The organism is Sphingobacterium sp. BIGb0165, assembly GCF_024810095.1.
In the GTDB taxonomy this organism is placed as follows: Bacteria; Bacteroidota; Bacteroidia; order Sphingobacteriales; family Sphingobacteriaceae; genus Sphingobacterium; species Sphingobacterium detergens.
Genome location: NZ_JANUEB010000006.1, coordinates 139,704 through 156,137, shown reverse-complemented (window position 1 = coordinate 156,137; position 16,434 = coordinate 139,704). Strand labels below are relative to the sequence as shown.

Sequence of the window (16,434 nt, the reverse complement as noted above, 5' to 3'; positions counted from 1 at the left end):
TGGGTAAGATACAATTTATTTCTTGGTTATTGTTTTTGCTATTGCATACCGTTAGTTTTACTTGTCACTTTCAAATCCCTGAAAAATCCTTCGGTTCCGATATCAACAAAAAGACCAATTGCTCCAGTTTTATCGGCGCCCATTTTGAGATCATTGACAATAAGATTAGGTGGTTTGGTGTCATCTATAAATAGCTTGGCTGTTTTATCTTCTACCTCAATTTTTAATTTGATCCACTCATTTGGTGCAACAGGCATAAGACTCATATTTCCCAGGGATGGGAATCCGTAAACTTAAGAAATACCCTTATCCTAGTTTAAGGGAGAAGCCCCATCATACTGATGTTTTTTACCAATTCATTTCCAGACCTATTCTTGGTTGTTTGGTATATTTTTATTCTAAAAAATCATTATTTCAAAATAAATAAAACTTTAATAGTATATTAGTGTTCTAATTTGGTATCATGAAGTATAAACTTTTAGAAGAAATCCTACCATTGATTGAGCAATTCGAGGCAGATAATATAAATGGTAATTATGCCAATGATGCTGAAGGGTTTAGGCGCTGGGTTGTAAATGTGCAAAGTAATAAGCTTGTCGATTCCCACTGGGAAGGTAAAGAAAATGGGCGTAGTCCGGAGAGTGTTATCAGTACGCTAATTGTACATATGAATAGGTTCGCAAAGAGTTATTCAAAAGCTGCAATTTGGGGATCTGATTTTTCTACCCAAGAGGAATTTATCTATTTGATTACGCTAAAATCATTTGGGCAGATGACAAAAATGGAATTGATCAAACGAAATATTCACGAAAAGCCGGTCGGTATGGCTATTATAAATCGTTTGCTCAAACAGGGGTGGGTAAGTCAGGAGGAATCTGAATTGGATAAGCGCAGTAAGGTGATTTACATTACAGAAGCTGGTTTATTGGCATTGGAGCAGCAAATGGGAAACATACGGCACGCTACACGGATTGTTTCGGGTGATCTCACTAATGAGGAAAAAATGATACTTATCAACTTGTTAACTAAACTGAGCGATTTCCACCAAGTGATTTACGATAAAAACATTGCGACAGAACAATTATTGGACAAAGTTAAAATATAACGAAACAGATGATTAGTAGAATAGGATATTTTTTTATGTTGTTTTTCCTGCTTTTTGGATTGACAACCTATGCGCAAAAGTCTCATTATCAATTGTCAAGTCACATTCTGGATATTTCTAAGGGGAACCCAGCTCAGGATGTTAAAGTTGATTTGGAGAAGTTGGCGCCAGACAACCGATGGACTGCTGTGGCCAGTGAGAAAACGGATTCCAATGGTCGCATAAGTAATTTTTTATTATCTGGAAAAGACACTAATAAAGGAATATACAAGCTTAAATTTCATACCCAAAGTTACTTTCTAAATCAAAAAATAGAAACTTTTTATCCGTATATCGAGGTAATATTTGAAATAAAAGACAATAGACATTATCATGTTCCGATCACGGTAAGCCCATACGGGTACTCCACGTATAAAGGAAGCTAAAATCAGAAGAAAATGAAAAAGAAAGTAGCTGTAATTGGTGCAGGTTTTTCGGGGCTTTCGGCTGCAGCTTATTTAGCTAAGGCGGGTTATGACGTGCACGTTTTTGAAAGACATGTACAACCAGGTGGGCGTGCACGTCAGTTTTCTACGCCTGAAGGCTTTAGATTTGATATGGGACCCAGCTGGTATTGGATGCCTGATATTATTGAGTCCTTCTTTTCGGATTTTGGCCATAGCACGGCTGATTTCTTTGAACTTGTTTCATTGAATCCACAGTTCGAGATGATATTTAATTCCGGACAGATCAGTGTGCCTGAATCATACGAGGATTTAAAACAATTATTCGAACGGATTGAAGTGGGGGCAGGGAGGAAGCTGGACAAATTTATGCAGGCAGCTAAATTCAAATATGAAGTTGGGATGCGTGATTTTGTCAATAAACCTTGCCATAGTTGGTTGGAGTTTGTTTCTCCAAAAATTGCGCGTAGCGCATTCAAATTAGATCTGTTATCAAGCTTTAGGGCTTACGTTGCAAAATATTTTAAAGATGAAAGGTTACGGACATTGATGGAATTTCCCGTCATTTTTTTAGGTGCCTCACCTAAAGATATTCCGGCATTGTATAGTCTGATGAATTATGGTGGTTATGCACTGGGAACGTATTACCCCAAGGGAGGATTTTTTCAACTCGTGCTGGCTATGCAACAGGTAGCTGAAAAGCAGGGAGTAATTTTTCATTTTGGGCACAGCGTTGAAGCACTTAAGATCGAAAATAAAGCAGTCACTTCGCTCACAGTTAATGGCGAAAATCGAAAGTTTGATCTTGTTGTTGCTTCAGCGGACTATCACCATGTTGAATCGCTATTACCCCAAGGATTGAGAAATTATGATGATGCCTATTGGAAAAGCCGGACATTTGCACCTTCTAGTCTAATTTATTATCTAGGTATGAAATCCACTATTCCTAATCTGATTCACCATACTTTATTTTTTGAACATAATCTAGATGATCATATAGATTGTATTTATGGGGAGAAAAAATGGCCTCAAAACCCGTTGTTTTATGCCTGTTGTCCGTCCAAAACGGATACTTATGTTGCACCCTCGAATGCTGAGAATCTTTTCTTGTTGATGCCTTTAGCGACAGATATATCGGATAACGAGGAAATACGTGAAGAATACCTGATGAAAATGTTAGAGCGTCTGGAAAAGCATACCGGTACAAAAAATCTATACGAACAGATTTCATATAAACGAAGTTACTGTGTCAGCGACTTTGTGAACGATTATAATGCTTACGGTGGAAATGCTTATGGATTGGCTAATACACTTAAGCAGACTGCGGTATGGAAACCAAAGGTTAGAAATAAAAAGGTGCACAATCTTTTTTATACAGGTCAGTTGACTGTACCCGGTCCTGGTGTACCGCCATCCATCATTTCTGGAAAGATAGTCGCTAAAGAAGCCATTGAATTATATCATAAATCATAAGACCATGAAGAAGTTATTTGATGAACTCGCTTATGAAGTGAGCAAAAAAACAACTGAAAAATACAGTACAAGCTTTTCGCTTGGCATTTTGGCTTTGAAACCCAGCATCCGTCATAGTATTTACGCAATTTATGGCTATGTTAGACTTGCAGATGAAATCGTCGATAGTTTTCATGGATATGATCGACAACGATTATTGAGGCGTCTGTATTTAGAAACAAATGCTGCTTTGGAAGAAAGAATTTCCTTGAACCCTATTTTGCAGTCTTTTCAAGAGACCGTACGCAAATATGACATCGACATTGACCTTATCAATCAATTCCTGCATAGTATGGAGATGGATCTGAAAAAGATAGACTATAATTCAGATCGCTATAAAGAATATATTTATGGTTCAGCAGAGGTTGTAGGGCTGATGTGCTTACAGGTTTTTACTGAGGGGGATAAGCAGCGCTATGAGGATTTAAAACCTTATGCTATGAAACTTGGATCTGCATTTCAAAAAATAAACTTTTTGCGGGATCTCAAAGATGATTATCATATCCTCGGTCGCACTTATTTTCCAGATTTGGATATGGCTGTATTTGATAATGTACTCAAAAGCAAGATTGAAGATGAAATCCACAAGGAGTTTAAAGAAGCACTTTTGGGCATTAAAAAATTGCCTTCCTCAGCTAAGTTTGGTGTTTATCTGGCTTACAAATATTATCTTTTACTTTTTGCAAAGATCCGAAAGAAATCATCGAAGGAAATTTTAGAAAATAGAATTAGAATACCCAATACTCAAAAAGCCTATGTCGCTCTCAAAAGCTATTTGCGATACAAGGCTGCTTATTTATAATTCTGCGCAAATTTAAAATCATCAGCGAATAAACCTATGAATTTTATTACCGTACTAATCACTTTTGTTGCCATGGAAGGTGCTACTTGGCTTATCCATAAGTATATTATGCATGGTTTCTTATGGATATTGCATAGAGACCATCATGATCATAGCAATGAAGGTTTTTTGGAAAAGAACGATTACTTCTTTGTCATCTTTGCATTGCCTACCATTGCGCTAATGTATTTTGGATCGTTAAAAGATTATAATTACCTATTTTATATTGGTCTAGGAATTATGTTCTATGGTATGGCTTATTTTTTTGTGCATGATATTTTTATCCACCAACGTTTCAAATTTTTGAGTAAAACAAACAATAGATACTTTTTGGCACTTCGTCGTGCCCACAAGCAGCATCACAAACATTTGGTCAAGGAAGAAGGAGAATGCTTTGGCTTTTTATATGTTCCGTTGAAATACTTTAAAATGTACAGTAATAATGAAAAAACATGATGCAGTATACTTATTCGCTTATTTTATTTTTTACGGTCATAATATGTTTTGTCGCTTCCTTCGACAAGCGGCTTCGATTTGATCGAGAGTTTGTCCCATTTTTAAAAGCTTCGGTCATTGTTGCCCTGTTTTTTATTGCATGGGATGTCTGGTTTACCAGTCGTGGTGTTTGGTGGTTTAATACAAAGTATACCTTGGGCATTGTCTTGGCTGGATTGCCTCTGGAGGAATGGTTGTTTTTTATCTTTATTCCTTTTTCCTGCGTATTCACCTATTTCTGCCTGGATAAATTTTTTAGATGGCAACATCTTAGTGCTTTTAACAATATTACTGTCTTTGTCAGTATAATTGTATGCGCAGTGGTAGCACTTCGCTATGCTGATCGAATATATACCTTGGTGACTGCTGTAGTCACCATAGTGACATTACTGTTGTTTCACTTTGTTATGCGGGTACAATGGATTAGCCAGGCCTCTTTGGTTTTCACAGTACTTATGTTAGGATTTTTGCCTGTCAATGGTATACTCACGGGAACAGGATTGCAATCACCAATAGTCAATTATAATCCAGCGGATTTTATGGGTATTCGGGTACTCACCATTCCTATTGAAGATGCGGTTTATGGATACACCCAGTTTCTATGGGTACTTTATTTTTTTAAAAAATTTCAAACCAGAGCGCATGACCCCAATTCATAAAAATTATTCTTTCGTAAAAAAACATGGACAGCAAGATGTCGCCAGTTGTCGAAAATGATTAATCTTGATGATCCCAAATGAAACCATTCTCCTCCCCAAGTATCAATCCTGTTTTTTCAAATGTTAATAATCTAATCGTTTTTGATACGCTTTAGCACATCAGGAAATACATATTTCGTTCCAAATGCGACGGATATAAGTGTATCCGCTCCAAATATAGAACCATGGTTGTAAGAGCAATTATTTAAGCCGATTTTTATCTGTATAGAGAAGTTGCTTAATGGTTTAGCTTATTTTAAAAGCATCCAAACTAGTTTATTTATAAAAGATAGAAATATGAAAAAATTAATTTTTGCAGGCATTGCTGTAGTATCATTTGCTGCGTTGACCCCTGACGTAGCAAAGGCTCAACAGAGCGCGTCAAAACAGAGTTTAGAGATTTCAGCAGAAAGCACCCCTCAGTTAGATTTTCAGTCAAAACAAAAGTTGGATAGTCAGACAGATGCTCAGGGAAGAAGAGGCCCTGGATATTGGACACAGCTTTTTAACGCGTACTTAGATGTATATCTTAAATATGGCTATTCTGCGAATGACGCTATAGAGCGAGCACATCAGTCGGTCTATCGGGAAATAGAAATCTATTATGGTGTAGATCTTTAGATATTACTCCGATTTAAGAAAGTGAAGTTTCTCCCAAACTTCACTTTCTTGGTTAAATTCCAAGCCTAATTCTCCAGTAATTGGATACAAAGACTACTTTACCTATCTAAAGAAAGACGAAGTTCCTTCTAAGGCCTTTTGTCTTTTATTGATATGTGTTTGTAAGATGAATTGAACTACTCATAATATTCTTGTAGTAGCAATTTTTTGATCATTAATGAAATTTATATTTATAACCTAAATGATTACTGTGTTTCGACAATGTCCTGTAGTGCTCTGAATAAATTTAGCGGATATTCGGCTAATCTGTTGCAGAGATAGAGATACCATTCCTGACCATATACGAAATACAGTTTTGTTGGATACCCTTCATCTCTCAATTGTGCCAGCTGCTCTGTCTGTATGCCATATAAACTTTCAAATTCATAGGATTTCTTTTCAGGCTGTAGCTTATCAATCAGCTTTCTTACTCCCTGTTGAATTTCATGGTGATGTGTTGCAATGGAGCATAAGTGATTTTTTGAAAGCAGCTGTTCGACGTAGGAGAGATAGCGTTCATTGAGTTCCTGGCCACGTGGTAGCGATAAGCCTTTGGCTGTTTCGAAAGCCCCCTTCACCATGCGGATACGTCCTCTTTCTTTGCACATCGCATCAAAATCATCCGTTGTCCGATGGAGATAAGCCTGCAATGTGATGGACAAGTTTGAGAATTCTTTAGAGCCCTTCTGATAGAGCTTTAATATACGGTCAGTCCTTTCCGTTCCTTCTGCACTGATGATCACTTCTTTACCTTTGGCAGATTCACATATATTGGAAAGGTTTTCATAACAGAGGTTTTCAGAGATTTCCAGTCCAATGTGCGAAAGGTCAAGTGAAATCGTTGAATTGAGATTTTGTTGCTGTATTGCATCACAGATACCCAAAAATTCAGCAGTTGCTTTTTCAGCTTCCTGAATAGTCCGTGTGCTTTCGCCCATATACTCGATCGAGCATTTAAAACCAATATCATTTGAAGCTTGTACTTTGTTTAGGGTTTCCGTAAGGTTTTCACCGCCAATATATCGGTCAGCGGCTTTCTTCATTAGCTTGTAAAGTGCTTCATTATTCAAAATATAAGCTTTAGCATCTTCATTTAATGCAGCTTTCCTCAGTGCTTCAGCACCAGCTGTTAGTAATTGTTCCATTTAACGATCTTAAAAATTAACTATGTAAAATACAAAAAATAGAAAGTAGAAAAAAATGAAATCCCTATTTTCGGTAGGACAAATCAATTTTTAATTACGAATACGATGCAGTAAACGAAAGAACGCTCCGCCGGTGATATTGTAAGCTTACAGGGAACATATTTCCTCTATTTGGGCATATTATTAATGGGCTGTTACAAAGCAGGAGATACCCTTGCAGATCCGGTAGGATAGCAAATTCTGTAGTTATAATGTTTAAGAGAGTGATAATAACTTTAATTTTAGCTAAATTAGTAGTGTTATTCGCGAGAAGCATATCATTTTTTTTAATCAATTATATAACATTAACTTTTTTATTATGTTAAAAAATGCAATTAAATTATGGTTTTTGACAGCTATTTTGATCATTTCTGCGTGCCAGAAAAATGGAGTTGTAATAGAAGAGGTCCAGATTGATAGTTTAGCGATCAGTTATGATACTATTCAAGTTTTTAATGAAGTTCCATCTGGGACAAAGGAGGCCAAACGGTTAGGGCAACGAAATCCTGCTTCAGATTTTACAGCAACAGGATTCTATGTTGCTCCCAATGAAACCCTAACGATTCATGTGGAGCAATTGGAAGATGGTAGTGGTGTTCCTACACTTTTAATAGGCACTTATTCTAGGTATAAAGCAAAGTGGAATCCAACAGTTGTTCCATTGACCGCAGGAGTTAATACCATTCAGGCAGATGAGTATGGCGGTCTTCTATACATCCGTTATAATTCAAATGACAATAGTACAGCAAGTGGTAAAGCTCGGCTTGAATTTAGAAGCGGCCATCGGCCTGCACCACACTTTGTCCTTGGAAAGACGACAAATGCACAATGGCAAACGATGTTAGACACGTGGACAACAGCTCCGGATGTCATTTTGGAAAGCAATGAAACGATGTTAGTGGCTTCTCGTACTAAAGCATTGGAATATAGACAGGAAAATCAGCAACAATTGATACAGACTTTTGATGAGATTACCAAAGCAGAATATTCCATAAGTGGTATTGACAATTCTTCTGCCGAACATAAAGAAAATGTCCATAAACTTTTGATGACAGAGACCGATAATACAGACTATTTTATGGTAGCAACGTGGTATCGTACTGCTTATATCAGTAGTGCAATGAATATATTATTGACTGTTGACGGAGCACGTAATAATGGATGGGGACCGTGGCACGAATTAGGACATATGCATCAACAAGGAGCCTGGACCTGGGATGCACTTGGCGAGGTTACCGTTAATATTTATTCCCTTGCAGCAGAGCGAAAAATGGGACATGTAACATCTCGACTGACGCGAGATAACGTTTGGGTTGATGCGATGGATTATTTGATAATTCCCTACGTTGAAAAAGATTTCAATGCAAGTAGTACCTCGCTTTTTGTTCGGTTGGCGATGTTCCAACAATTGTGGTTGGCATTTGGCGATAATTTTTACCAGACCTTGCATAAGGAAACACGCACCGAACAAGCGACGTTTTCAACAAGGGAACAACAGATGCGTTATTTTATGTTGAAGGCCTGTACTATTTCTGGGAAGAATCTGAGTGCCTTTTTCCGTAAATGGGGGCTTAAAGTGAGTGAATCAGTCTATACAGAAATCACAAATCTCAATTTACCAACACCTGCAGAAGATCTTACGAGCAAAACTGACGATCCAAATTGGGAAAACAAATGGCTCGTTATAGGCTATACCAATCAAGAGACAGCTTCCGAAAATGGAAGAGCTGCAAATATGATCGATGGTAATGCTGCGAGTTACTGGCATTCTAGATGGTCGAGCAACCCAGGTACATACCCCTATTTTATTACCATTGATATGAAAAAAGATACTGCTGTAACAGGCTTTACTTTTACACAGCGAAATGGTTCGCGAAGAGTGAAAGATGTAGAGATCCAGGTGAGCCCGGATAATGTAAATTGGAATAGTGAAGGTCAGTTTGTGCTACAAAATGTCGTCACTCCACAAAATGTCGCTTTGCCAGCAGTGAAATCATTCCGTTATTTTAAACTGATCTTCAAATCTGCATTTGATGGTACGCAAAATGCAGCTATGGCTGAAGTGGCTATCTATTAATAGAAGCTTTCTATATCAAAATTATTAAGCGGAGACCGGTCTATTCCACCGGTCTTCGTTTGTTTATATGGATTCAAACCTTTTCATTTCATATCCTTCGTATTCGAAAACGGTCTCCATGGATAGACCCAATGCTGCAGCGACACCTTTCCCATATTCAGGATCTGCCTTATAACAGTTTCTGACATGTCTAATTTGGATAAACTGCTTTGCTTTGCCCACCTCTTTGGCTGTATTTGTGCAAAGCAATTTTCTTTTTTCTGTTGTCATCAATCGAAAGAGGTCACCGGGTTGACTAAAATAATCTTGATCTTCTCGATGATCCCAATGTGCAGCTTCGCCGGTCACTTTCAATGGCGGTTCGTCAAAGTCGGGTTGATCTTCCCATTGATTAAAGCTGTTTGGTTGATAAGCGATGGTACCACCATAATTTCCATCAACGCGCATTGGACCATCCCGATGATAGGAGTGATAGGGACATTTCGGTTCATTGACAGGTCTTTGATGGTGATTTGTTCCGAGGCGATAGCGTTGGGTATCACCATAAGAAAACAACCTGCCTTGTAACATTTTATCTGGTGAAAATCCTATTCCGGGCACGATCGCAGCTGGATTGAAGGCGGCCTGTTCCACTTCTGCAAAGTAATTTTCTGGATTTCTATTTAACTCCAGCTCACCGACCGGAATCAGCGGATAATCCCCATGGGGCCAAACTTTTGTGAGATCAAATGGATTGATGTGATATGAATAAGCATCCTCCTCATTCATGATCTGTACATACAATGTCCATTTAGGAAAATTTCCATTGTTGATATTGTCCATCAAATCCCTTTGATGGCTCTCTCTATCATTTCCAATTAAAATAGCAGCTTCTTCGTTGGTCAAGTTTTCAATCCCCTGTTGAGACTTGAAATGGAATTTGACCCAGTATCGTTTTTTGTCTGCATTGATGAAACTGAAGGTGTGGCTACCGAAACCGTGCATCGTTCGATACGATTTTGGGATACCCCGATCACTCATCACTATTGTTACCTGATGAAGCGATTCAGGGATCAATGTCCAGAAGTCCCAATTGTTGTCTGCGCTTCGCATGTTGGTTTTGGGATCTCTCTTCACAGCTTGGTTAAGGTCTGGAAATCGTAATGGATCTCGTAGAAAGAATACCGGCGTATTGTTCCCTACAAGATCCCAATTTCCCTCTTCGGTATAAAACTTAATGGAGAATCCTCGGATATCCCTTTCAGCATCTGCGGCCCCACGTTCTCCTGCGACGGTAGAGAAGCGCATGAAAAGATCAGTTTCCTTCCCTATTTCTGAAAAAAGTTTTGCTTTGGTATATTTCGTTATATCGTGTGTTACTGTAAACTTGCCATAAGCACCCGAGCCTTTTGCATGCATTCTCCTTTCCGGAATGACACCACGGTCAAAATGCGCCATCTTTTCCAAAAACCACACATCCTGCAAAAGTGCAGGTCCACGAGCCCCTGCTGTCAAAATATTTGTGTTATCAGCTACAGGTGCACCCGTTCGATTTGTTAACTTTTTCTTTTCCATTTTTTAAAATTTACTTTGTTATGAAGCCATTGTTCAATCCGTTGCTAAATCTTGTCAACGATCTTATCTTTCTATAAAAATATCTTAGATTCAAGATAGATATGTCGTCCAGTTGATCTAAAAACAGCTGGTCCAACAAAATGAATTTGGCCATTTAGACCTATCAAAATTCCGTTGGTATCCGATCAGATATCAACCCCCGAAGTCTCTCGAGGTAAGAGGTAGTGCTGTCATTTTCATATAGTTACCAACTATATTTTTTTGTAATATCATTTGCGCTTTTGCAATACTTGGTTATCAAGGAGATATGACTGTTGTGGCAAAGGGGAGGCCGAAAAGTGTATATTTGACAATTGTGGATAGCTGTGGTTTTTTAATACAAAAAATCGAGCTATTTACCTATGTTAATAGCTCGATTTAATACACCAAATTTTAATACAAATTCACTTGAGGCGACGAAATTTTACATCTGATAATAAAGTTGCTGTTTATTCTTTACCGGTACATTTTCCATTCCTGTCATTTCCCGAATATTGCTTTCTATTGTTTGTGCAAGTGCAGTCATAGGAGTATCTACGGGCGTGTTTTCAAACGGATCCTGCATGATAATGGCTGTTTTCTCAATGGCCACAAAGACGATAGATAAAAGCATGGTTATGACAATTTCTACAATTAATTGGGAGTCGTCCATTCCAAAAGGTAATATAGCCGCAAAGACATAAATCAATGTATGCACTAATAAGCTATAAGATCTCGGGAAAACTGTGTTTTTGATTCGTTCGCATTTTCCCATGCTATCACATAGTCGAGCTATCGTTTCATTAAGTTGAAATTGATTAAAATTTGTTACTATTCCATCTTTTGCAAGTTGTTTTACCATCTCCGAATGCTTGTCCAGCAATATGTTTGGTATATTCTGTCCTCTGATTCCATTGATATAAAGGTAAGCTTGGACTGAAGGTGAATAAGACTGCTTCCGGAGGGACTCTCCAAGCGCATAAACCCAAATAATCTGCCTGTCGGCAAATTCTCGGATCATATTATTGTTGTTCTCAGGTACAAATTGAATAATCTGCCTTAAAAGGGTACGAGAGTCATTCACTATAGCTCCCCATATTGTGCGTGCTTCCCACCAGTGCTCATAAGATTGCGCAGTCCTAAAAGCAAGTAGTAGAGAAACAGCTGTACCGAGGAGAGCGGGGATACTTGGGGGAATAGAAATTTTTTGCAGTATTGGAAGCAAATCCATAATACTAATGAAAAGACCAAACAGACAAACAAAAAAAACAGGTTTTTTTACTTCATTGATGAAGTACCAAATAGATATTTTTCGATTTAATAACATAATTCAATAATAAAGAGAGTTGAAATGATAAATAAACATCACTTTCGTACAGTTTTTAAGAAAAATCTTCTGGATCTTCTTAAAAATTTGTGCTAGTTTACCCGATTAAAGAGATTGTGGTATACATAGAAAATGTAGATCAGCATATTTTAGATCATCATCACTACAATCTTTTTTACGGGAATAAATTTTCCAACTAGCGGAAGAGGGAAAGGTATGGTATTAACAATAGAACTTTGGAGGCTGCCAGATATTATTTAAATAATCTGCAAAAAAAGAAGGTGTTTTTTTTAATTTTCTTTTTGAAAAAAACAATATTGGCAGGATACTATATTTGTGGGGGATAAATTGTGTGTTCAGCGCCAAACTACCACAGCAACAGCAATAACAGAAGGGTGTACAGATATCATCTTCATTCGAATTATGATCATGAACTATTTCATTTTCTGTTGAACCAATACGACTACTATTCATACTGGTATCACCACATGGGACCATGAAAAGAGCAAATATGACAACTAATAAGAATGTTGCTATCCATTTCATAATAATACAATTATAAAAAAAATAATTCAATTTAATGGCAACGGAAAAAACGCTGCCTCGAATGAAGCATTCTTGATGATTAATGTGATTTATCAGTTACGTTTACTGGATTTTCAGTCGTAAATAGTAAGTTTATGATCGTAATAACCCTAATAAATTATGAATATAAAACTATCCATTAGCTTTGGACTCTTTTTTTTCCTGTTCACATTGCTATCAAAGGCTCAAACGAAAGCCGAGCATGATCTTTCGTTTACTACTTTGGCAAATCAATGGGACGAAGCTTTACCTATAGGTAATGGGTGGTTAGGAGCATTGGTCTGGCAAAAGCAAGACAAACTTCGTTTTTCATTGGATAGGGCAGACCTGTGGGATATGCGTCCGATGAAGGGCTTGCATAGAAAAGAATTTAGTTTTCAATGGATTATTGATCAGGTTAAGAAGAAGGATTATCGGCCCGTTCAGGAGTATTTTGACGAGCCATATGATCGAGAGCCTGGGCCGACCAAAATACCCGGAGGGGCATTGGAGTTTGATACTAAAGGTTGGGGCGAGGTAAGGCGCGCGCATCTTTCGTTAAACAATGCACTTTGTGAGGTACAGTGGTCGGGCGGAACAAAACTTCAAACCTTCGTAAATGCTGAGAAACAATATGGATGGTTCCGGTTTGAAAATGTAAAAGATAATTTTGAGCCACAAATCGCATCACCTCGGTACCAAGGTGATGTGACAGTATCAGGAAATCCCGTAGGTGGAGATGATTTGGCTCGATTGGGTTATAAACAAGGAGATATCAAACGCAACGGTGACCACATCACCTATCGGCAGGAAGGATGGGGAGGATTTCAGTATATCATCTCGGTCAGATGGAAAAAAGTCGGAAACACTATCGTAGAGGGAGTCTGGACGATCTCCAGTCATTACCCGAATAAGGTCGTGACTGAAGCCTCTCATATAACCGAAACTGCACTTGCAAAATCATTCAAGGAAGATTTGAAAGCTCATAGCTCTTGGTGGGAAACCTTCTGGAGCAAGTCCGCAATACAGATTCCCGATCAAAAGTTGGAAAAACAATGGTATCTTGAACAGTATAAATTGGGTTCGTTGGCCCGTAAAGATGCGCCACCTATTTCACTGCAAGGTGTATGGACCGCCGATAATGGACGGATACCGCCATGGAAAGGTGACTACCATCACGATCTCAATACACAGTTGAGTTATTGGCCCGCTTATAGTGCTAATCATCTGGACGAAGCAATGGGTTATATCAATCATTTAGAAGAGAACAAAGACAATTATCTACGTTATACCAAGATGTTTTTCGGTATAGATGGTCTAGCAGTGCCTGGAGTGACAACTTTGGATGGTACTGAAATGGGTGGATGGATACAGTATTCATTATCACCAACGGTATCTTCTTGGCTCGCACAGCATTATTACCTGCAATGGCGATATAGTATGGACCGAGAATTTTTGAAGAACAAGGCATACCCATGGCTGAAAAAGACTGCTAGTTTATTGGAAAAGCTGACGGTTAAAGATGTCCGGGGATACCGTCAATTGGAAATTAGTGCGAGTCCGGAGATCAATGATAATAGTCTGAACGCTTGGTTTTTGCAGAATACAAATTACGACCTGGCATTGATGAAGTATACTTTTGGAATCGCTGCGAAATTGGCTACAGATCTTGGCCTTACAAGTGAAGCCGCACATTGGACTACTATTTTGAATGAGTTTGGCGACTATGCGTTGACAGCTAATGATGAATTTAAGTTTGCGCCATCGATGGATTATAATCAGTCACATCGCCATTTTTCCAATATGATGGCAATTCATCCCTTAGGACTAATCAAATGGGAGGATGGGGCTAAAGCGCAGTCTATCATCCGTCATAGCATAGCACAACTGGACGCTGTGGGACCGGATTATTGGTGTGGTTACTCTTATTCTTGGTTGGGGAACCTTAAGGCAAGAGCTAAAGACGGAGCGGGGGCGGCTAGGGCATTGAAGATTTTTGCTGAAGCATTTTGTTCGATCAATAGCTTCCATTTGAATGGCGACCAGACAAAATCAGGCCTATCTAAGTTTACGTATCGTCCGTTTACTTTGGAGGGGAATTTTGCTTTTGCGGCCGGCATACAGGAGATGCTTTTGCAAAGCTATGCTGGCTTTATTGAGATTATGCCTGCTGTACCAGCAGCGTGGAAGAACATTACTTTTGATCAGCTGCGTGCAGAAGGAGCATTTTTGGTGAGTGCCAAACGCGTGGATGGATTGGTTTCCGAAGTGAAGATCTATGCCGAAAAAGGAGGGGAAACCATCTTGAAATTACCTTTTGCTGCTTACCGTGAAGTCCAAAATAATGGATTTAAGATCGAACGTAAAAAAAATGGATATTTGAAGCTTATCGCAAAACAGGGGGGCTTGTTGACCATTAAGCCAATGGGTTAAATTTTCAATTTTATTCCAATTCCAATGGTTAAGATAAGGAAACTGCTCAGCCATAAAAAATAACCGGGACCTAGTGATGTTATGGTCGATTCGGATCCCGATTCACTGGTCATAATTTTGTCCATTTGTGTGAATGCGAGCGCGACTAAGCAGGGAATTAGACTTATATAAAATCCAGCTTTTTTGTTACGGTTTAATGTGGCACAAATGGAAAGCAGATAGATCGGATTAGCACACCAAAATAGGAATAATACAATAGCTCCAGCTAGAGGCGATAACCAGCCCATTAAAAACATGACTAGACTACCTATCTCTTCAGGATATTCCCCACCGCGATCGACAAAGACAGCGGGCATCGTCAGGGAGGTAATCAATAGTATTATGCTCAAAAGGATTGCTCCTTTTTCAACTGAAGATAAAAAACTAAACCTGTTATTGATTTTTTTTAGCATATTTCCGTTATCCTCTTTGATCTCAAAATACTCGAACGCATATTTCTAAGTTATTACTTCTTTTTATGATATTCATTTTTTTTATCCGTAGGATTAATTTAATAAATAGACTATCTATCCTCATTAGAGTCATTTTCGGCTTCTTTAGGACCATGTATCCAATCCCAGCCGTTGTCAGTTTTAAGAAGTAAGCTAATATTTTGCGAATTTTCAATAATAATTTTTGTAAAGTAGGATTTGTAATACCACGCAAAAAATATCGCTCCTAATGAAGGCTTTTCCATCTCCGGGTAGTCAAGTCCTATTTCTCGAGGCTTGTCAACTTTGAAACCCTTAAATTGTCCCTTAAAATAACTCTCATCTTTCAGTATTTTCGTTCCACTGGGGTCAAAAGTGTAGCAAAATTCTCCTCCGTAGACAGCAGTTTGATTAGGTTGAAATGCAGGCAAAATCCAGACGGAAATTGTTTGATCTGCATTTTCTCTGATATATTGATTAAATTTCAAATTGACACCTTCATTGTACTGTTTCATCAGGCCTGCTGCGGTCTGTAATGCCCTAGAAAAGCGGTGTGTCAACGTCGTGTCGATTATTTCTGTAGTTTTTCTTACCTGACCGGTTTTGTCAACTTTAAAGTGAAATACAAGGTCAAAAGCATTGTTTTGATACCTTCCATAAACTGCATGCCAGATGCCGTCTTTTTCTAAACAAAACCACTCTCCCCCCAATCGCGCCAAGTCTTTTTTGTCCTGGGCTAAGACACTGTCCGAAGTTTGCCAAGCAATCATGTCATATTTGTACAGCCATTCGGCAATTTCTCTCTTTTTGTTGAAGTCAACTAAATCAAAATGTTGTTCTTTTGACGCTTGTCCATATGTAATTGCCATTAGGCTAATTAAAAGTACAGTAAAAATTATTTTCATGCTTAAAGTGATTTTATCAAATTTCTTTTCTGTTTTTTGCTTAGATCATTCCGGTTTGGACCAATCTGGTTTCTGCCGGACATTTTAACTCCTAAGGGCGCTTCTTTATATCCTCTTTTTTTAAGATTCATTCGGAAAGGACTGGCCA

The 16,434-nt window shown here is 38.3% G+C and carries 16 protein-coding genes; 9 read left to right on the top strand and 7 right to left on the bottom strand.

The features are described 5' to 3' along the window. Nucleotides 1-38: 38 nt before the first annotated feature. Nucleotides 39-257 (bottom strand): DUF1080 domain-containing protein, encoded by a 219-nt coding sequence (locus M2408_RS15090; RefSeq protein ID WP_259183150.1) that lies wholly within the window; start codon nucleotides 255-257, stop codon nucleotides 39-41. Between the two features lie 206 nt (nucleotides 258-463). Here M2408_RS15090 and M2408_RS15085 point away from each other — a divergent pair, with 206 nt between their 5' ends. The 7 genes from M2408_RS15085 to M2408_RS15055 all read left to right on the top strand — a co-directional run bounded on the left by M2408_RS15085 (nucleotide 464) and on the right by M2408_RS15055 (nucleotide 5,715). Beyond that, nucleotides 464-1,105, top strand: coding sequence for a MarR family winged helix-turn-helix transcriptional regulator (locus M2408_RS15085; RefSeq protein WP_259183149.1), 642 nt, complete (start codon nucleotides 464-466; stop codon nucleotides 1,103-1,105). Nucleotides 1,106-1,113: 8 nt separating this feature from the next. Continuing rightward, nucleotides 1,114-1,530: a hydroxyisourate hydrolase gene (gene uraH / locus M2408_RS15080; protein WP_259183148.1), complete on the top strand. Its 417-nt coding sequence runs from the start codon at nucleotides 1,114-1,116 to the stop codon at nucleotides 1,528-1,530. 12 nt (nucleotides 1,531-1,542) lie between these two features. Further along, nucleotides 1,543-3,021, top strand: a complete 1,479-nt coding sequence (locus M2408_RS15075; protein ID WP_259183147.1) for an NAD(P)/FAD-dependent oxidoreductase — start codon at nucleotides 1,543-1,545, stop codon at nucleotides 3,019-3,021. A gap of 4 nt (nucleotides 3,022-3,025) precedes the next feature. Then, a complete protein-coding gene (locus M2408_RS15070) occupies nucleotides 3,026-3,862 on the top strand; it encodes a squalene/phytoene synthase family protein (protein ID WP_259183146.1) in 837 nt (278 codons plus the stop codon). Between the two features lie 36 nt (nucleotides 3,863-3,898). Beyond that, nucleotides 3,899-4,357 (top strand): sterol desaturase family protein, encoded by a 459-nt coding sequence (locus M2408_RS15065; protein WP_259183145.1) that lies wholly within the window; start codon nucleotides 3,899-3,901, stop codon nucleotides 4,355-4,357. Beyond that, nucleotides 4,354-5,055, top strand: coding sequence for a lycopene cyclase domain-containing protein (locus M2408_RS15060; RefSeq protein ID WP_259183144.1), 702 nt, complete (start codon nucleotides 4,354-4,356; stop codon nucleotides 5,053-5,055). The genes M2408_RS15065 and M2408_RS15060 overlap by 4 nt, the downstream gene beginning before the upstream one ends. A gap of 336 nt (nucleotides 5,056-5,391) precedes the next feature. Then, on the top strand, nucleotides 5,392-5,715 hold the full coding sequence (locus M2408_RS15055) for a hypothetical protein (RefSeq protein WP_259183143.1): 324 nt from the start codon (nucleotides 5,392-5,394) through the stop codon (nucleotides 5,713-5,715). Between the two features lie 245 nt (nucleotides 5,716-5,960). Here M2408_RS15055 and M2408_RS15050 read toward each other — a convergent pair whose 3' ends face one another. Then, the gene (locus tag M2408_RS15050) at nucleotides 5,961-6,899 is read right to left on the bottom strand and encodes a proline dehydrogenase family protein (RefSeq protein ID WP_259183142.1); all 939 of its coding nucleotides are present in this window, start codon (nucleotides 6,897-6,899) and stop codon (nucleotides 5,961-5,963) included. A 358-nt stretch (nucleotides 6,900-7,257) separates the two neighbouring features. On the opposite strand from M2408_RS15050, the gene M2408_RS15045 reads away from it, so the two are divergent. Next, nucleotides 7,258-9,015: a M60 family metallopeptidase gene (locus M2408_RS15045; RefSeq protein WP_259183141.1), complete on the top strand. Its 1,758-nt coding sequence runs from the start codon at nucleotides 7,258-7,260 to the stop codon at nucleotides 9,013-9,015. 63 nt (nucleotides 9,016-9,078) lie between these two features. Here M2408_RS15045 and M2408_RS15040 read toward each other — a convergent pair whose 3' ends face one another. The 3 genes from M2408_RS15040 to M2408_RS26380 form a co-directional block, all read right to left on the bottom strand. After that, nucleotides 9,079-10,569, bottom strand: a complete 1,491-nt coding sequence (locus M2408_RS15040) for a catalase (protein ID WP_259183140.1) — start codon at nucleotides 10,567-10,569, stop codon at nucleotides 9,079-9,081. Between the two features lie 463 nt (nucleotides 10,570-11,032). Then, on the bottom strand, nucleotides 11,033-11,914 hold the full coding sequence (locus M2408_RS15035; RefSeq protein ID WP_259183139.1) for a bestrophin family protein: 882 nt from the start codon (nucleotides 11,912-11,914) through the stop codon (nucleotides 11,033-11,035). Nucleotides 11,915-12,136: 222 nt separating this feature from the next. Next, nucleotides 12,137-12,460: a DUF6660 family protein gene (locus tag M2408_RS26380; RefSeq protein WP_409049492.1), complete on the bottom strand. Its 324-nt coding sequence runs from the start codon at nucleotides 12,458-12,460 to the stop codon at nucleotides 12,137-12,139. A 159-nt stretch (nucleotides 12,461-12,619) separates the two neighbouring features. Here M2408_RS26380 and M2408_RS15030 point away from each other — a divergent pair, with 159 nt between their 5' ends. Continuing rightward, a complete protein-coding gene (locus M2408_RS15030) occupies nucleotides 12,620-14,911 on the top strand; it encodes a glycoside hydrolase family 95 protein (RefSeq protein ID WP_259183138.1) in 2,292 nt (763 codons plus the stop codon). Here the strand turns inward: M2408_RS15030 and M2408_RS15025 are convergent. Beyond that, nucleotides 14,908-15,300: a hypothetical protein gene (locus M2408_RS15025; protein WP_259183137.1), complete on the bottom strand. Its 393-nt coding sequence runs from the start codon at nucleotides 15,298-15,300 to the stop codon at nucleotides 14,908-14,910. The two genes, M2408_RS15030 and M2408_RS15025, sit on opposite strands and share 4 nt — an antisense overlap. Nucleotides 15,301-15,473: 173 nt before the next feature. Then, complete coding sequence (locus tag M2408_RS15020) at nucleotides 15,474-16,286, bottom strand: hypothetical protein (protein WP_259183136.1); 813 nt, start codon at nucleotides 16,284-16,286, stop codon at nucleotides 15,474-15,476. Nucleotides 16,287-16,434: the final 148 nt, after the last annotated feature.